At 63.3% G+C, this 16911-nt stretch carries 18 protein-coding genes; 11 read left to right on the forward strand and 7 right to left on the reverse strand.

Annotated elements, in window-relative coordinates:
* The first annotated feature begins 194 nt into the window (after positions 1-194).
* Complete coding sequence (locus tag ON33_RS42495; RefSeq protein ID WP_174391479.1) at positions 195-1142, forward strand: hypothetical protein; 948 nt, start codon at positions 195-197, stop codon at positions 1140-1142.
* A gap of 15 nt (positions 1143-1157) precedes the next feature.
* Here the strand turns inward: ON33_RS42495 and ON33_RS04375 are convergent, their stop codons facing one another.
* The 5 genes from ON33_RS04375 to ON33_RS04385 form a co-directional block, all read right to left on the reverse strand.
* Positions 1158-1448: a hypothetical protein gene (locus tag ON33_RS04375; RefSeq protein ID WP_157184402.1), complete on the reverse strand. Its 291-nt coding sequence runs from the start codon at positions 1446-1448 to the stop codon at positions 1158-1160.
* 14 nt (positions 1449-1462) lie between these two features.
* Positions 1463-1804, reverse strand: coding sequence for a hypothetical protein (locus ON33_RS04380; RefSeq protein ID WP_157184403.1), 342 nt, complete (start codon positions 1802-1804; stop codon positions 1463-1465).
* Between the two features lie 544 nt (positions 1805-2348).
* The gene (locus tag ON33_RS40910) at positions 2349-2996 is read right to left on the reverse strand and encodes a hypothetical protein (protein WP_157184404.1); all 648 of its coding nucleotides are present in this window, start codon (positions 2994-2996) and stop codon (positions 2349-2351) included.
* Positions 2993-3562, reverse strand: coding sequence for a hypothetical protein (locus ON33_RS40915; RefSeq protein ID WP_157184405.1), 570 nt, complete (start codon positions 3560-3562; stop codon positions 2993-2995). The genes ON33_RS40910 and ON33_RS40915 overlap by 4 nt, the downstream gene beginning before the upstream one ends.
* Before the next feature lie 202 nt (positions 3563-3764).
* Positions 3765-5432 carry a WXG100-like domain-containing protein gene (locus ON33_RS04385; protein ID WP_040855440.1) on the reverse strand — a complete coding sequence of 556 codons (1668 nt, stop codon included), beginning with the start codon at positions 5430-5432 and terminating at the stop codon, positions 3765-3767.
* A gap of 426 nt (positions 5433-5858) precedes the next feature.
* Here ON33_RS04385 and ON33_RS04390 point away from each other — a divergent pair, with 426 nt between their 5' ends.
* Positions 5859-6983, forward strand: coding sequence for a hypothetical protein (locus ON33_RS04390; protein ID WP_040855442.1), 1125 nt, complete (start codon positions 5859-5861; stop codon positions 6981-6983).
* 84 nt (positions 6984-7067) lie between these two features.
* Here the strand turns inward: ON33_RS04390 and ON33_RS04395 are convergent, their stop codons facing one another.
* Together ON33_RS04395 and ON33_RS40920 are read right to left on the reverse strand one after the other, a co-directional pair.
* On the reverse strand, positions 7068-7862 hold the full coding sequence (locus ON33_RS04395) for an ESX secretion-associated protein EspG (protein ID WP_040855445.1): 795 nt from the start codon (positions 7860-7862) through the stop codon (positions 7068-7070).
* Positions 7859-9640 carry a hypothetical protein gene (locus ON33_RS40920; RefSeq protein ID WP_157184406.1) on the reverse strand — a complete coding sequence of 594 codons (1782 nt, stop codon included), beginning with the start codon at positions 9638-9640 and terminating at the stop codon, positions 7859-7861. Before ON33_RS40920 ends, ON33_RS04395 begins: the two co-directional genes overlap by 4 nt.
* A gap of 581 nt (positions 9641-10221) precedes the next feature.
* Here ON33_RS40920 and ON33_RS04405 point away from each other — a divergent pair.
* The 9 genes from ON33_RS04405 (at position 10222) to eccB (ending at position 16865) form a co-directional block, all read left to right on the forward strand.
* Entirely contained in the window at positions 10222-10509 is a 288-nt protein-coding gene (locus ON33_RS04405) for a YbaB/EbfC family nucleoid-associated protein (RefSeq protein WP_245550298.1), read from the forward strand.
* Positions 10510-10617: 108 nt separating this feature from the next.
* Complete coding sequence (locus ON33_RS04410; RefSeq protein WP_040855449.1) at positions 10618-10929, forward strand: hypothetical protein; 312 nt, start codon at positions 10618-10620, stop codon at positions 10927-10929.
* The gene (locus ON33_RS04415; protein ID WP_040855450.1) at positions 10926-12266 is read left to right on the forward strand and encodes a hypothetical protein; all 1341 of its coding nucleotides are present in this window, start codon (positions 10926-10928) and stop codon (positions 12264-12266) included. Before ON33_RS04410 ends, ON33_RS04415 begins: the two co-directional genes overlap by 4 nt.
* 33 nt (positions 12267-12299) lie before the next feature.
* Positions 12300-12614 (forward strand): PE family protein, encoded by a 315-nt coding sequence (locus tag ON33_RS04420; RefSeq protein WP_040855452.1) that lies wholly within the window; start codon positions 12300-12302, stop codon positions 12612-12614.
* 16 nt (positions 12615-12630) lie between these two features.
* Entirely contained in the window at positions 12631-13665 is a 1035-nt protein-coding gene (locus ON33_RS37915) for a PPE domain-containing protein (RefSeq protein WP_051151626.1), read from the forward strand.
* Complete coding sequence (locus ON33_RS04430) at positions 13662-14450, forward strand: ESX secretion-associated protein EspG (RefSeq protein WP_040855453.1); 789 nt, start codon at positions 13662-13664, stop codon at positions 14448-14450. Before ON33_RS37915 ends, ON33_RS04430 begins: the two co-directional genes overlap by 4 nt.
* A gap of 92 nt (positions 14451-14542) precedes the next feature.
* Positions 14543-14845, forward strand: coding sequence for a WXG100 family type VII secretion target (locus tag ON33_RS04435; RefSeq protein ID WP_083868587.1), 303 nt, complete (start codon positions 14543-14545; stop codon positions 14843-14845).
* 47 nt (positions 14846-14892) lie between these two features.
* Positions 14893-15228, forward strand: a complete 336-nt coding sequence (locus ON33_RS04440) for a hypothetical protein (RefSeq protein WP_040855455.1) — start codon at positions 14893-14895, stop codon at positions 15226-15228.
* 125 nt (positions 15229-15353) lie between these two features.
* Positions 15354-16865, forward strand: a complete 1512-nt coding sequence (gene eccB, locus ON33_RS04445; protein WP_040855456.1) for a type VII secretion protein EccB — start codon at positions 15354-15356, stop codon at positions 16863-16865.
* Positions 16866-16911 lie beyond the last annotated feature (46 nt).

A 16911-nucleotide genomic window follows, 5' to 3' on the forward strand; every position in this document is an offset into this window, starting at 1 on the left:
CGGCTGCCGTGGGGTCGCGAGTTGTGTGCGATGCTGAAGGTCCGCTCGACAGAAGGGGGTCCGACGTGCGGCGTGGCCATCCCACCAAGGAACAGTTGCAGCAGAGCTTCGAACGCGTGCTGTCGATGGTCCTCTCGGGAGACGGTGTTCCGAGCTCTAGCGGTCTCGACACCGAAACCCAAGAAGCGCTGTGGATGATCGCCAAGGCGTACCCGGCTGTCACCGACGATCTCCTGGGCGCTGCTCGTCGCGCATTCGCCGGGCAGTTGGATGGCAGCAATACCGCGCGCTGGCGGGCGGAGCGGGACCGCAGGTTCACTGAACTCGAGGAGCGCTCGCAGTCTGCGCGTGCTGTCGACAGCCCTCTGGAGAGCGCGCGCTCTGATGACGCCGGCGAAACTCGCCGCTATCGCAACGAATTGCTGGCCGAGGGCAATCACCTGAAAGCGCTCCGTGAGCGACTCGGCACCACACCCGAGGGACAGGACGCGTTCGACAAAGGCGGCAAGGTGCTCGAGCGATACCTGGAGTGGCTGCCCGACGTTCCGGTGGCGCGCAGCCCGTTCACCAACCAGCTCACGACCTGGCCGATCGACACCGTCGATCTCGATGGCTGGTTCTGGAACTGGAACAACCCTGCCCGGCGCGGGCGGTCGACCGTTCCCTCGGATTGGCTGGCCATGGGTGGGGCCATGCGCCTGTCCCAACCGCTGACGCCGATGCCGTTCGACTTCTGCATGCCGGGGCCCGACGTACCCTACGTTGTTCCGCGCCTGCTGGACCTGCCCGAAACTCGCGCGGTCATCGCCCAGGTACCCGTCGGTCACCACACCGGATGGACCATCACCTACTTCACCACCCGCCGCCCCCACCGAATCCCCCTGGAAAACACGTGGGGCACACAGAAATACGACCTCTACGATGATGCGGGCCATTGGCGAGCCTGGAGCGAACACCCCCAGGACCCCGACGAGTACTCCTTTGATCTGCGCCCTTGGCTGGACTCGGGCAAGCTCCTGTGGATTGCTCCCGAAGACTCCACCATCACCCTCCGATCCGGTGCCGCCGACTGTCCCTACCTCGACCTCCCCGGCCAACGCCGGATGCAGATGATCAACGACGGCGCCATCAGACTGTGGTGATTTGAACCCCAGGCCTCAGCGCTCGGGTTGCTCCGACGACTCGTAATGGGCACGCAACTCGCCTGGCGCAATGATGTTCTCCGGTGTCACCGGGCCAAATCCCTTGGTGAACTTGGGATTATCGTCGATGACGCGCTCGGTGAGATCCAATGCGTCACGAGCCCGCATATCCGCTGCCATCTGCCGGTCGATCTCGTGCAATCGCTCGACGGTGATTCCCATCCGTGCCGCGGTCTGTTCGTCGATCTCCCGCTGCTTGTCGGGCTCAGCAGGGTCCATCCACGGTGGCAAGGGCGGTAGCTGCATGAACGACTCCTCGCTCAGAAGTAGGCCGCGATCGCGGCGTCGAACTTCGCGTCGGCTACGTCGACGCCACCGCGGGGCCGGTAGTTCAAACCTCGTACGTGGTCGAGGAACTCGGCCGGAATCTCCAGCGCGTAGTTCTCCAGATAGTGGATCGAATCGACTCGCCAGATCCACACCCCATCCGACATCAGCGACGGACCGCTTCGGATCGTCTTCGCGGTGTCGAGCATATCGCTGACCTCCCCCGGTACATCGAACACCGGCGTAGCCGCCTTCATATACTCCGCCACCAGTTTTCGATCCTCAACCGGATGCCGCGCGTAAGAGTCCCGCATCAACGGCAACTCCTCCCGCACCTTCCGGTACATCTCGCGGTAGATCCCGACAGGCTTCAACCCACCCGCCGTCGTCGATCCGGACACCGTGTACCCCCGATATCGCATGACTATGAACGCCGCCCAGCCTACTGGTCGGATCCACCGACGCGTCGTGCGCGGAGACTCGAGGCGAACTGGATTCGGCTGGATCGGGTCGGCTGATGGCACTCAGGGACCGGTCCGAAGTCCGGAACGTGGTTCTCGGTTCGGTGGTCGACTCTCCGTTCGCGAGATCGGACGCTATGGTGGCGAGCGGCGCCGTCAGCGCGGAGTGTGAGTCTGTCGGCATTGTTCCCAGGACGGCAATCGAAGCAGGGGCTCCTCCACTCCAACCGGGCTGGTTTCGAACTCTGCGATGATGGAATTTGAACTAGTCCAGTCGAATGCTGCGATTCCAATCGCTCATCGTGGTCTCGCCATTCTGCTATGCTCTGTCAATTTCGTTGAGTGATGTGATCGCCCGGCGTTCCTTTTCCGATTTCACGGAAGTTCTCGCCCCTGTCGGAGTTTCGGGATCGGGTAATTAAAGTTCGAATCTTGACCAGACATCGGACGGGCTGCCATCCGGCTCGAAGTAATTGTCTACTCCGGATTCGGTTGGTGTCCCGAAGTAGGTGGGGTCATCGGGTTCGGTCTCTGAATCCAGAACTTCCGAAAGCTCTGTCAATGCGGCTGCCAAGCTTGGTTGGTTCGCGGCATGAATGTCGGGCTGAGCGCGACCTTTGAGGTCATATTGCATCCAGATATCCGAATACGTAACCAAACTGGTTGTGATGTAATCCCTATACGCATGAGTGCTCAATCGGAACAACTCCGGTTGGATAACATCTTGCCCTGGATTCTTGATGATTCCCGTGCAGTCGATAGTGCCATCGACGGAGCCTGGAATGCCGACGTGACGACTGGATCGAACTTGACCCGCGAGTCGTGATGCGATTACTTGTTGAGGTTCGGATACGTTCACGGTAAAACTGCCGTCGAACAGTAAGTGCTTCGGTTTTCCTGCTTCGGGAACCCTGATATGGATGATGGTCGAGTCCACCACTAGGTGATGGGACACGAGCGCGCGGTATGCGCCCAGCAGGTCTCGCAGGCATAGGTCAACCGTGTCCACGCCTCCGTCATGGTCGTGTCCCCAGGTCCAGCGAGCGACCGGCGTAGTTGTAATCATTGCGCTCCTTCCGGCATGAATGTTCCATCAGGCGGGATAAACACTATTCCGTCCGGGGTTCGGATAATGACCTGTACGCCTTTGTCTGCGAAGTTATTCTCAAGCCGTCCGAGATGTGGCGCCAAGTCCTGCATCGAAACTACGGTATCCAAGACGAAGGTCTGGTAATCGGCATTCGAGTCGACCAATTGATGCATTTCCGAGAATACTTTTCCGACCACTTTGCCGGGATTGGTTGACGCAACGTTTTTGAATTGCCAGCCGTGAGTCTTGCCGTCGGTGTCCTTGGCCGTGACGTCTAGATCGGTTTCCTTTTGTGTGAATACACCCGGCCTGATTTCGTGACCGCCCCGCTTTATCTCGAATGCTATATCTGTATACCCGCTGTCAAGCAATCGCCCGCCGAGTCGTACCTGCTCCAGTGCGCCCGGAAACAAGTTGGGACGGACAGTGCTCGATACCACCATCGAATAGTTGGGGACCTCCTCGAATCGTCGGGACGCAATGGCCTCCGCGATCTCTCGGCCGGCCCCATGGTTAGCCAGATTATCCAGGATGGTACCCACATCACCCGGCTTCACCTGGGGGCGAACGGATCTTCCGGCCCGACGGCAGCCCCGTCATCAGAGGTGGACATGCCAGTCACGACGACGTCACCGGCCGGGACCTCGAGGTAACGGTCGAAGTCGGCTCCACGAGCCGCCCCGATGCGGTAGCCGAATTACGGTGATGGAGCACTACCTGGACCTCGTGCGCCGGGGGAATCCGCTACAGGGCCATCAGATAAACGACCGCGGGCACCCGCTTGGTGTGCCGCCCGGTCAGGTGGGTCGTGCTCTTCTCGTCCTGGCCGACCTCCGGCGTCGTTCCGGTCGGCTTGCCTTCGATTCGGGAATCAGGTTGTCCAGCACCACGTTCTGGTCCGACTACCGCGGCCCGCCCGTTCGATTCCAGGCCGGTCAGCGCCGTCCGCTCTGGAGCAGGCGGGCGCACCGCGGGCTCGGGAGTCAGCACCGGTGCTTGCACGGGGCGTGCCGTCGGATCGGCTGCCCCAGCGCGGAATTCCGGAGTCTGATTTCCGGCCGGATGGGGCGCGCTGCCGTCCGGTGGCTTCACCGCATGCCACTGCGACCGCAGGTCCTCGAGCGCCGTGACCTGCTGTTCGCTGAATCCGCCCTGGTCCTTGGCGGTTTCGCGGATCCGGAGCGCCTGCCTGGTGAGATCCTCGCCGACCTGCTGGATGTGCTCGGGCTGATTGCCGAGAACATCGGAGTGGGCCTCCTTGGCGAAGGACCGGAACAGCCTCAGACCCTCGGCATCCGACTCCGGTGTGATGACGGGCGGTCCCTTCGGACCCTCCGGATCGCCGGCGCGCGAAGTATCAGGTCCGGTCCCTCCGCCCGGCAGATCGCCATCCGGACTGCCGCCATTGTTCAGACCGTGTTTGGCCCCGCCCAGACCGCCGAGTACGGCACCACCGACGAGCAACTTCGGATCGAAGTCCCAATCGACCCGGGCGCCATTGGTGAAGTGGTCGTAGATCTGATTCCCGAGCCCACCTGCGTACATGCCGACGCCCCCGGCCATTCCGCCGATCCCGCCGGCCGCCAAACCACCCAGCCGCGAGGACAATCGATTGGTGAGCAGCTCGGCTGCTCCGAGGTGGGCGGGTGCGCCCAGCAGGCCGCCCGCACCCCATGCGATCGAGGTCTGAAAGGTCTTCTTCAGGTCGAAACCGTCGTCCCGATGCCCTTCCCACATCTGCACGATTTGCGTGCTGGCGTCCAGTTCAGCGCCCATCAGCGCGCCGCCCACAGTCCCGCCCAGGGTGCGGAGGCCATATCGCAGAGGGGCATTGCGGGCCGTCGCCTCGGTGAGCGGCATGACGATCTCTCGTATCAGCGGCTTGGCCAGGGTGTCCAGACCCGCGCGAGCCGCCAGAGCGCCGATGCGATCGGCGGCGGCGTCGGCCATTTCGGCCACGACCTTCTGTGCGGCGCGCAGGAACCCGGGAACCAGCGCATCACCATAGAGCGACGCCATCAGCGAGAGCACGGTCCAGAGGGTGAGGGCGGCGAACACCTCCTCCTGGATCTTGACGTACTCGATCTCGGTTCCGGTGGCGCGGGTGTCGTGACCGAGTGCGTGCATGCTTTCGATCAGTTTCGGAATCGAGTGCTCCGAATTCGCGTCGAACAGGTCCGCGAATTCCTTGCCGACCGCGGTCGCCCCGTCGCCTTCGTAATACTGCGGCACCTGCCCGGTGATGTGCTTCAGCTCGGGCTCGTAGTTCTCCAGCGCGGACGCGGCCTGATGCCAGGCATCTCCCAGCGCGTAGAGCCGATCCTCATCGCCCTTCGGATACGCCTGCCCGAAATTCAGCGCCCACATCAGCCAGCTCGGAATGTTGTTCCCGAGCGCGGTCGTCCATGACATGCCCCACCCCGAGGTGAACGAAAAGCTCCGTCCCGATCCTCTACCGCATGTCCGCCATGGCGCTGTACTCGAGGCGAACATCAGGTTAACCAATCCCGGCGTGGCGTTGAGGGTCGACTTCTGCTGTGGCAGCACAGGTCTCGCTGTCCAGGAACGCTCAGCCGATTACCCAGATCCCGGCGACGCCGGCCGTCGGATCCAGCATCAGCAGGGCTTCAGACGAGCGGGTTCGTATGGGGGAGCTCGAGCTCGCCACAGGTGTGGATGAATCGCACAGCGGCCGGTGGCGCCGGCCGCTGTCGACTAGTGGTCGAGGCGGTTTCACATGCGTTATCGTGCCGGGCAGGACACGATTGATCGGGGGCATCGATGAACCAGCCGCAACAGCCTTTTTCAGCGTCGGGTGCGGCGGTACCCGGACTGCCGATGGAAGTGACCGTCGTGTCGGATGCCGAAACCACCCGACGCTTGAGCCGAGTCCTGGCACTGGCGCGATGGCGCTCCCCGTACACCTGGGGATTCGTGCTTCTGATTCCGCTGATTCTGATGTCGCGCCGCTTCATTGAGATCTTCATCGCCGCCAACTCACCAGGCTGGAGCGTCTCGAGCTTGTTCCTGTCGTACTTCGTCTGGCTGGTGATCGCAGTCGGCATGGGCCTCGTGGCCACCGGCATCCAGATGCTCAAACGCAATCCGAGCATCGCGGCCTACACGTCCCCAGGAACCCCCGTATCGGCCCGCTTCCACCATGATTCGCTGGAACTGATACTGGCCACCGGCACGATCACCATCCCCTACTGCAAGGTCAAGGACCTGTTCGCCATCGGTGGAGGGATCTTTCTCCGAGAACAGGGCACGCGGGGCTCAGTTCTCCCACGTGCCCTTTTTCCCGACGCGGCGCTCGAACTGATGGAACGTCGATTGAAGGCCCGACCGAGCGGGATCCCGCACCTTTCACGGAGGACAGCGGGTGTGCTGGTCCTAGGTGTCGTGTTCGTTCTCGGGCTAACGATCGCGTTCGCCCTGAACGGTTTCCGAGAGAGTGCGCCGACCTACTCCCTCGCCGACGCGGAGCAGGGATGCGCCCTCGTCACGGCGGCGACGGTGAAGACCTACGTACAGAACGCAACGTGCGACTCCCGCGACAACGTCCCCGAGACCAGGTATGCCCGATGGACAAGCGGCTCCGGTGGCACCTCGGCCGTCGAGGCGACGGTAACGGTGGGAGCCGCGACAAATTGCTTCGCGAACGCTCGGCAGGAAATGAAGACCGCAGCACCGTCCTACTCATCCCAAACACAACGAACGCTCGTGCAACTCGGCTCCAATGGACCTGACGTCGATGAAGGATGGTTGATCTCGGGCATGTTCGGCCGCAGCGGATCCGATAGCCAGCCCCGGGCGGATCTCGTCGTGCGACGGTCGAACGCATGCGTTCGGGTTTTCGCCGGTGGGTCCACGGATGCCACCGGGCACCCCGACCCTGACGCAGCCAGTACAACCGCCTTCGCCTTCGCACGGGATATCCTTGCAGCCGTCCCCCACAGGTAGCTGTTCGACAGGACGCTTACACCGAGCGCAGCTCTGTGGGCAACGCTGCCGACGGGCCTTCAGGCTGGTTCATCGTCCGCCCTGTCACCCGCGCTCTTCTTTGATCACTCGAATCACCTCGGCGATACGGGCATTGATCATCGAAGTCAACCGCCTAGCATCCGCAGGGACGGCCTTCCAAGGGGGCGCGTGTCCAATCGCGTACCGCCCTTGTCCTTCCAGATCTCGCCACTCGAGCCGGTGCTCGGTGATTCCGCGGGGACCATATACGGAGGTTCCTTGGATGACGTTGATCGTGCCGACCAGACTTACAGGTGTTCTCAAGAACCGCTGAGTCATGCGTCCCAGGTCGTCTTCCACTGGCGCGCCGATCGGGGAATGACCGTATCCATAATCGACGTCGTCACGTTTCTCATCCGGCGGAGTCAGAGGTAGCTCGGCATCACCTGCGGGCTCACCCATTGGCAGCTCGGCGACGATCCCATCCGCCAACATGATCGGGTCGCACTCGGTCAGCGTGAATCCACCGCTGTGCATATAGGTTTCACCTGGCAGTTGCGTGACCAGCACGCCGTGACCGCCTCGACGCGCAGCCATCATCCGAATCCTCTTGTCCGCACGCTTCGGATCGCGTCCGTCCCAACCCTCGATCACGATCCGAATGTCGGGCTGCACCAGCGACTCCAGGACCCGGTTCAACGACCCATCGGCGTGCAGCCTGCTGCTCACCTGCTGCACCATCTCCCGTTTCTCCCGCACATAGTCGTCGTGCAACGGAGTCCGGCTCATGAAGGTGAAGGGCTTGGGCAGATAGTCGTGTCCGAGCCGCTCGGCAAGCACCAGGAACTCCAGGTCACCGAACCGCCACTGTTGATTCATTCTTCGGCCACCGGCCTCACTGCCGCCGGAATCTGTTCGAACACCGAGTCGAGATTCTCACCGGAGCGCAGGAATTCGGGCCGCTTGTGTTCCTTGCTGCCGCCCTGACTACCCGCTTGTCCGCCGGCGCTCATCGGCATACCGCTGCTGCCCGACGTGCCCGAAGTGGTTGTGGTTGATCCACCAGTCGCGAGCCCTGCGCGTGTGGCGGTGACGGCTTCTTCCTTGTCGTCGGTATTCGACTGAATGCCCGCGCGGGGAAAGAGCTTGCTCTGGGGATTGTCTTTCGCCGGTGTCGGATTCGACCCAGTCGGTGTAACCGAGGGCGACCCTCCCGGTGAAGCCGGAACGCTCCCAGGGTTCGTCAGCGAGGAGAGCAGCTGCTGCATCTGCTGCTGTTCGGTCGTCGTGGTCTGCTGGGTTTGCTGACCTGTCAAGAGGGACGACAGTGAGGTAATGCCTTGCTGGACCATTGTTTCGCCCGACTGAGCCAGTGATTCCACGAGCGATACGCCTTGTTGTGCCAGGTTCTCGACTGCGGAGACTACCGTCGTCAACGTTTGATCGTTTGTGTTCGTCGGATTGTTGGTATTGGGGGTGGTTGGATTATTGGGGTTGCTTGGGGTGTTGGGGTCGGTCGGTACTGTCGGAGTGGTCGGAGTGGTCGGCGAAGCGGGAGTTGTGCCGCCGGGTGAAGGGTTGGTGCCGCCCGGCCCGGGGCTCAACTGCGGTTGTTCTGGGGGCGTTGGCTGAACCGGAACGAAAGATACAGCTGGATCCGGCAGACTGGCCGGAAGTGCCTCGTTGTATTCCTTTATTCCGACCGCGTATGTTTTGCTGAATCGGTCTTGATACTCAGCGAGGCTGAGGTCACTGTCGCCATCAACGTACATGTCCCCGGTCCCCGGGTTCATGTATTGGCCATCCGAGGCAGGGGGAGCGGGCTCATGTTCCTTATCCGGCATCTTTTCCCTTGTGGCAGCCAGCCATCCAGACAGGTTCGTCAAAGCCTTGCTGATGGCTTTCATTCCGGGTGTCAGTTGCTGGTCGGCCTCGGTTGCATACTTGTTCACCGATTGCTGGGCACTGTCACTGCCGGTGCCCTTCCATTCCCCTTTGAGTCCCACGATCTGGTTCCTGAAGTCACCAAATGCAGCACTGAGCTCGCTGGCCATCCAATCCCAATGTTTCCCGGCTATGGCGGGAGCGTTGGCATCAATATTGACCTTGAGAAGGTGCAGGCTCTCCCATGACAATGATGTGGAATTTTCGCAAGGTACCGCTTTCAAATCGGTAGAAGTGACAGTTATGTCGGCGGCAGTCTTGGCCGCGTCTTTCGGTACTCCGGCGACATGTCCATAGTCGACAGGCGGTATCTTGGAGCCGGCGGGCTGATTCGTTACTGCAATCTTGTCCAGGGCATCCGCTGAATTCTGATCGGCTCCCTCGAATGCTTTGCCTGCGGCCTTGAAAGTTTCGGCCATGTCGGTAACGGTGTCGATGTGCTTCTTGAGCACGTCCTTGAAATTGGTGCCGCAATCATTGAACACCTGAGTGATCCGGTGACCGGATTTGAAGGGGTCCGATGGCCCCGCGAAGTCTTTCATCTCGGTGATGTTGTTGTTGTTCAGGCTGAACTGGACATCCAACATCTGACCGAGCAGGTCATTGCAGATGTTAATCGCGGAGATCGCAACATCTGGCGTGTATGTCAGCAGTCCCGCTTCGGCGTTCTTGCGTTCGTCGGTCCAGGACGCTGGTGAGTTAGTAGTGCCCATCGCGCCGACTCTCCGAACGAAGATCCCTTATTGGCCTGGCGATCCTCTCGCCCCTATGTTGACGAGCCCCCGAGTGTGACACGGCGCCACCGTACCACGGGCTATCGGACCGTCGGTCATGGAAAAACGATGGCAGCTCGGTGCTGCCGTATGGTATTCATACGCCAAGCCAACTGGGAGGGAGTTCGCGATTGACGGACGAGGGGGACGTGAGTTCCGAGGCAGTTCAAGAGGATTGGCCCTCGGTGGCCACCGCCACATTTACTGGCTCCATTCGTGTACGGACCACCGAGCAAGGGCTTCCGCTGGCCATCAAGGTGGATCCAGCTGAGTTGCACCGAGATCCAGCTCAGCTGGCGGGGGAAGTCCTACGGCTGTGTCAGAAGGCTGCGAACCGCGCCGGCCTCGCGCTGCGGAAGCGGTTGGAGGAGGCCGGGCTTGGGGCTGAGGGCCTTGCCCGGACCGGGCTTCCTACCGAGGCCGATGTTGCTCGGCAAGAGATTGTCGAGGAGCAGGACTACGATACTGAGCCGCAGAGTTGGCTCAGGTCGGTGTGAGAGGGGGCGCACATGGTTTCGTCCATGGATGAGCTGCAGGAGCAGGTTCGGCGGCAGCTGTATCGGTTTCAGGACCTGGCGGATCAGATGGCTGCGGTTCGGGGGCGGGAGACTTCCGAGGACGGGGCCGTGACGGCCGAGGTCGACGGGAATGGCGCGCTCAAGGATCTGCAGTTCACGAGCGCTGTTTCGCGGATGACGCCGGCGGAGTTCGAGCAGGCTGTGGTGACTACGGCGGCGCAGGCGGCGCGGCGGGCGTTCGAGCGGCGGGCCGAGGTCGTGAACCGGTTCAATGAGGAGATGGCCGGCTAGGCCGGTTTGTTAACAGAAGTTTGCGCCAGAGTTTGCATCTTACGGTCTGGCACAAGAATTTTCGCACTTGTAGTCTGGGCAAGATCATAGGTAGTGGGAGGGACACTCATGGCCGATCACGTGGCGGCGGAATTTCCGCCGATTCTGGCGTATGGCACCGAGAAGGCGGGCATCGCCGCGCAGGTCGCGGGAACGGCCGCGGCCGATGTGGGCACCGCGCTCGCGCAGGCGGTGCCGGTGTTCGGGCTGATCGGGCAGGAGTTCCTGGCGGCTTTCGCTGTCGCGCAAGGGAACTTCCTGATGTCCTCGGCGGAGATCGCGGCGGTGCACGCGAACACCGCGACCACGGCGTACGCGGCCGTCGGCGCCTACAGCACCAATGAGATCACCTCTGCGGCCAGCTTCCTATCGACGCTGTGACCAATCCGTCCAACCCGACGGTGCTGGACGAGCTGCGCAGCAGTCCCATCGGCCCCTACCTCGATACGCCGGTCACCGACGTATTGAGCAACCTGGGGCTGCCGCAGCTGCCGCAGCTTCCGTCCATCACCCTGCCGGATCTGTCGGGGATACAGCTGCCGACGTTGCCGACGATCGATGTGACCTCGCTGATCCAGCCGGTCGTCAGCCTGCTGCAGTCGTTCGGGACGGGGAGCCTGAGCAACAGCAGCTTCAATCCCGCGACCATCCTGACTTCGCTGGTCAGTGCGCTGACTTCCGCTGCGTCGCAAAGCAAGTCCGCCACCAGTACGGTTATGAACAGCTGGACCGGAGATGCCGCGTACACGGCTCAGGCGGCCAGCAACGCGGTCGAGGCGCAGAGCGGCGAGGTTGCCGCGCAGGGGACGCAGCAGCACGGCATCCTGATCGCCGCCGAGGCGATCGTCGCCGAGGGTTACGGCGAAATGAGCACTCTCATAGCAAATTTCGTCGCGGAGGTGACTGCGGGTATCGCTATGCTGGCGACGCCCGCCGGCATCCCGTGGCTGATCGGAACCGCGACCGTGGCGATCCAGGCGGGAATGGCCATCGCGGCCAAGACCAGCCTTCAGCTCGCGGGCAGCACCGCCGAGATCACGGCGGCCGGAACGAAGATCATGATCGCGGGTGCGCCGATCGCGTCCAATATCCAGTCGCTGGTGAGCATGGTGGGTACCGCGCTGCAGCCCATCACCAATGCCCTGCCCACGGCCGCAACCGATCTCGCGGAGAAGGGCGCGTCGGTCGTCTCCACGGGTGTCAGCGATATCAGCTCGGCCCTGAGCAACAGCAACACCAATACCAATACGAACACCAACACCAATACGAACGCCAAGACCAACACGCCGACGGACACCACCACCAAGACCGACGACGCCGCGAAGACCGACAGCCCCGACACCACCAAGACCGACGGTGGCGGCGGCAGTCCGCTCAGCACGCTGTTCGGCGGTACGCCGACCACCACGACACCGACGAACACGCTGAGCACCAGCCGGATTCCGACCGGTGAGGTCACTTCCGGCTCCGGAGTCCCCAAGACCACCACCGAGGCGAGCGGTCGCACCACCGCCACCACCTCGCCGGGGATGGCCTCGGGCGCGGGCGCCGCGGGACGGGCCGGCGCCGCCGACGAAGAATCCACGTCGGACCGCTCGGGTCTGGTCACCGGCGCGCACGGCGACGAGGTCGTCGGCGTCATCGAGGGCGTGGTTCTGCCGGTTGTCGGCGCCATCGAGGCCATCGAAGAGCCGCCGGACAAGGCGCTCACACTCTGAACTTGAATTGCCAGGGGTAACAGGAGGATTGGCATGAGCACCAACGCATTCGACGGTCTGCGCTTCGACGCCTCGACCGCCCGCGACGCCGCGGCCCAGCTGGACGCGCTCGCCGACCGGATCGCCGGCGGACTCGGCGTCGAGCAGGCCAAGCTCGACTTCGCGCCCGCCGGGGCGGACGAGGTGTCGGTGCGTGCCGCGCAGACCCTCAACGCGGTGGCGGCGTCGTTCGTGGCCTCCGGCGGCGACGGCGTCACCGAACTGCGCACTCTCGCTTCGACGCTGCGCAGCCAGTTCGATGCCTTCGGCCAGGTCGAGGAGCAGTCCGTCCTCGGCTTCGCCGGCTGAGCCAGGACCTTCCTCGATGTTGGAACCGACGAAACCCGGCTTCACCGAGACGGTTTGGGAATCCCGGCCGGCCGAACAGCTGGCACGCGACCTGGTGACGGGTGCCGGCGCGGTACCCGCCGCCGAGGCCGGTCTCGCGTGGACGCGTTTGAGCGCCGGTTTCGCGGCTGCCGCCATCGAGTACGAGCGGATTCTCGTAATCCTGGACAGCGCTTGGGAATCCAAGAACAGCGGGCCGTTCATCGAACGCATCAAGGCGCTGCGGGATTGGCTCGGTGCGTCCGCATCGGCTGCGGCCGGGAACGCGACACAGGCCGAATCGCACGCTGCCGCGTATGAACTCGCGAAACTGACCATGCCGGACGTCGACGAGGTCGAGAAGCTCGAGGACCTCCAGCAGGTGATGCAGCAGCTCGGTCTGGCCGCCGGTCTGCCGCTGCTGGGCGGACTGGCGACGACCGAGACCGACGCCGAGAAGGCGAAAGCCGAAGCGGCCCGGGTGATGCGGACGTACGAGGCCGCGACCGAATCGCTGGCGAAGCCTTGGGAACACCAGGCGCCACCGCAGGTGACCGCGGGGCTGACGCCTGCCGAGCAGCCGGCCGAGCCCGTGGAGACCCCGGAAACACCAACGGTCGCGCCGACTTCGCTGCCGACCCTGTCTCTCGACTCGCTCAACCTGCCGCCGATGCCGCTCGCGCAGGTGCGCGCACAAACGGTGGAGGCCAAGGAGACGACCACGCAACGCGTTGTGACGCAGCCGGTTACGGTCCAGCAGTCCGGTACGTCCATGGCGCCTACCGCCATGGGCAACGCCGGTCAGGACAGCGACGAGGAGCACATCCCGCGCGCCGGACTCGTGGGTGCGCCCACGAGCGACGCCGAGCTGGGCCTCACTTCCGGCATGCAGGTCGCGCCCGCGGTGCTCGGCGGAGTCGACCCTGCGGGCCAGCGCGCACCGGTCGACATCGCCTTCAATGCGGGCAGCACCGGAACCGAAAGTTCCTCCGGGGCCACAGAGTCCGGGGGAAGTAGAGAGGCCGCCTCATGACGACCCTCACCAACGACGGCGTGATCGCACTCGCCGGCCACCTAGGTGTGCAGACTCTGCCGCTGGTGCTGTCGATCGGTCCGCAACAGGACTCGTACCAGGAATGGGAATACGCCCAGGAGCTAGCCCGCGCCGACCTACGCGCCCGCCGCATCGTCGACGTGCACGGTGACGTCGACACCGACACCGCAACAGCACTTTTCGTCCTGGCTCAGCCCGATCGCGAACTGGCCATGCGTGTCCACACCGCCGATGGCCTCATCCGAGTCTGCGTCACCCGCCGTTCCGAGGACCACGCCGTCGCCGTCCGTCGCGGCGACACCCTGGACATCCATCCCCTCTGGTCCGACGGCTCCGGCGAATCCCTGGCCCGCCCCCTGCTCGAGGCCCTCGGCCCCTGCCCGCCCGCCGACCTGGCAGCCTTCAGCGCCGAGTCCGCCGACCTGGCCGAACGCCTCGACACCGCAACGACTTCCGCGGACTACGCGAGCACCGTCTACAACCTCGGCGTGCCCGACACCGACGCCACCAGCTACGGCCTCGCCCTGTCCGCCACCCACGCCTACGCCGAAATCGTGGCCTACGCCTACGCCGACGGCCTCACAGACCGATCGCCCGGAGCCGTCGCTGTCTACGACACCGCACGGGGCCGCATCGTGGCCGCACCGGGGGTCGCCTCGGACCAGCAACTCTGGTCCACGCTGACACCGGGCAGTGATCACCGTATCGCGCAGTCGATTTCAACATTGATCGACTCGCTGCCTGGGGGGAGGTGGCTGTCGTGAGTCATCTGTGACCCACAAACAGCTGATCGACCCGAACCGGTGATGCGCAACGCATCGCCTATCCATTCCCAAGAAAAGGCAAGGTACAGACGATGGTTGCAAATGAAGCGGAAGTTGCCAAGGCGGCGCAGAGCCACATGGCGGACGTTGTCGCCTCGATCAAGGACATTCTGAGCAAGATCACCGACCGCGTGGACTCGTCCAAGAACAGCTTCTCGGGTGACGCGGCCGACGCGTTCAAGGCTGCGGCGGTGGCGTGGGACGACGAAGCCGTGAAGCTGAACAAGGCCATGGATGATTTCCAGGACAAGGTCGGTCAGGGAACCGACGTGTTCAGCAATGTGGACATCACCAACAAGGACGACTTCTCGAAGGCTCTCACGAACCTCGGATAGTCCGGTCGACGCCCGCATCAACTTTCCAACTCTGCAAAGGACTACACATGCTTTACGACAAGGCTGGCATGACCACCCTCGTGCACGACCTCCGGCAGTACCACAAGGATCTGGTCGCTGTCGCCGGTGACGGCACTGCCGCGGTCGACACCTCCAGCGACCTCGGCCAGGCCGTTGAGAAGCTGAAGTCGGCGTGGTCGGACCCCAACAGTGGCGCTGAGAACGGCGCGCTGGAAGGTGTTATCGCCGCGAAGTCCGAATGGGACAGCGCGTATGCCGAGAAGTGCCTGTCGACCCTGGACGCCGTTGCCACCGCGGTCGAGAACGCGCTGAACAACGCCCTCGCTGCGGACCTCAAGGTCCGCAACGCCTTCGGCCACTGACAAATCGTCGGTGCCATGGACGGCAGCGCACCTCTCCTCCCTTACCGATGAGAGGTGCGCTGCCGTCCGTCGGCGTTCAGTAATCTACGTATCCGCAGTTCCCGGTTCGACGGAGGATTTGGTTAGTGCCAGCCCAATTGACCACCCGTGCCCAGGTCAATGGGTATCGCTTCCTGCTGCGCCGTCTCGATCACGCGCTGGTGCGGCGCGATGTACGGATGCTCCACGATCCGATGCGGTCGCAGATTCGATCGCTGATGGTCGGAGCTGTTCTCGCGCTGCTCGTGGTCGCCGGTGCGGCGATCATGGCGTTCATTCGCCCGCAGGGCTCCATCGGCGATGCGAACATTGTGATGGGCAAGGACAGCGGCGCACTCTACGTCGTCGTTCGGGATAAAGACGACAAGAACAAGATGACCCTGTATCCGACGCTGAATCTCGCGTCGGCGCGGTTGATCTCGGGCACGAGCGAAACTCCGAAGTCGGTCAAGGACAGCAAGCTCAATTCGGTGCCGCGTGGCCCGATCCTCGGAATCCCCGGTGTGCCCGCGGCTTTGCCGGGGACGGGGCAGGGAGAACGGTCTCAGTGGACGCTCTGTGACAAGGTGCCGCTGTCGGCATCCGGCGGGGCAGCTTCGTCCGCGGGAGCGGAAACCACGGTCATCTCCAGCACTTTGGAACTCAGCGACCGCATCAAGGTGTCCGACCCGAGCTCGGCGATCTGGGCGAGCAAGGGCAGCAAGGACTACCTGATCTACGACGGCAAAGTCGCGGAGTTCGATCGGACGAAGGACTCGGTGGCCCAAGCACTGGGCTTGAGCGGCAAGCGGCCGCGGCCCGCCACGACGGACCTGATCGGCGCTGCGGTCAGGGTGCCGCCCTTGGTTCCGCCCGCTATTCCGCATGTCGGAGAGAACGGTCTGGGCAAGCTGAGCACTGTGCCGGTGGGCGGCATCATCAAGGTCGCCGCTATGGATGGTTCCGATCGAACTGACCTGTATGTAGTGCTGTCCGACGGCGTGCAGCGTATCTCCGCATTCACCGCGCAGGTCATCGGAGCCGACAACTCGCAGGGCATGAGCGGCTTCAAATCCGTGACACCCGATGTGCTCAATGGAATGCCCATCGTGCATTCGCTGGCGGTCGACGACTTCCCCAATGCCACGCCGAAGATCGTTACCGCGGAGGACAACCCGGTCGCGTGTATCACCTGGGCGAAGAAGAGCGGTCTCGGCAAGGAACAGCCGGATGCCACCGAGGGACCCTCGGACCGGGCAACGGTCCAGCTGCTACTCGGCACGCGTCTGCCGCTGCCGGATTCACGGAAGCCGGTCGACTTGGCGACCAAGGACGGAACCGCCGGCGACCGAGTCGATGCCGTCTACGTGCCGCCCACCACCGGCGAATTCGTGCGCACCACCGGCATCGAACCGGGCAGTCAGCGTCGCGAGAATCTGTTCTACATCACCGACAACGGAATTCGATACGGCATCCCGGATCTCGCAACCGCACAGATCCTCGGGCTGGGATCCACACCACACCTGGCGCCGTGGGAGATCATCGGTCAGCTGGTTCCCGGCTCCACCCTGTCCAAGCAGGATGCCCTGAAGAGCTGGGATACCCTGCCGACGCAGTAGCGGCGACCCCGCAGCGCGTTAGACGCCGAATGGTCTTGCTACTCAT

The sequence above is a fragment of the Nocardia niigatensis NBRC 100131 genome, assembly GCF_000308655.1.
GTDB lineage: Bacteria > Actinomycetota > Actinomycetes > Mycobacteriales > Mycobacteriaceae > Nocardia > Nocardia niigatensis.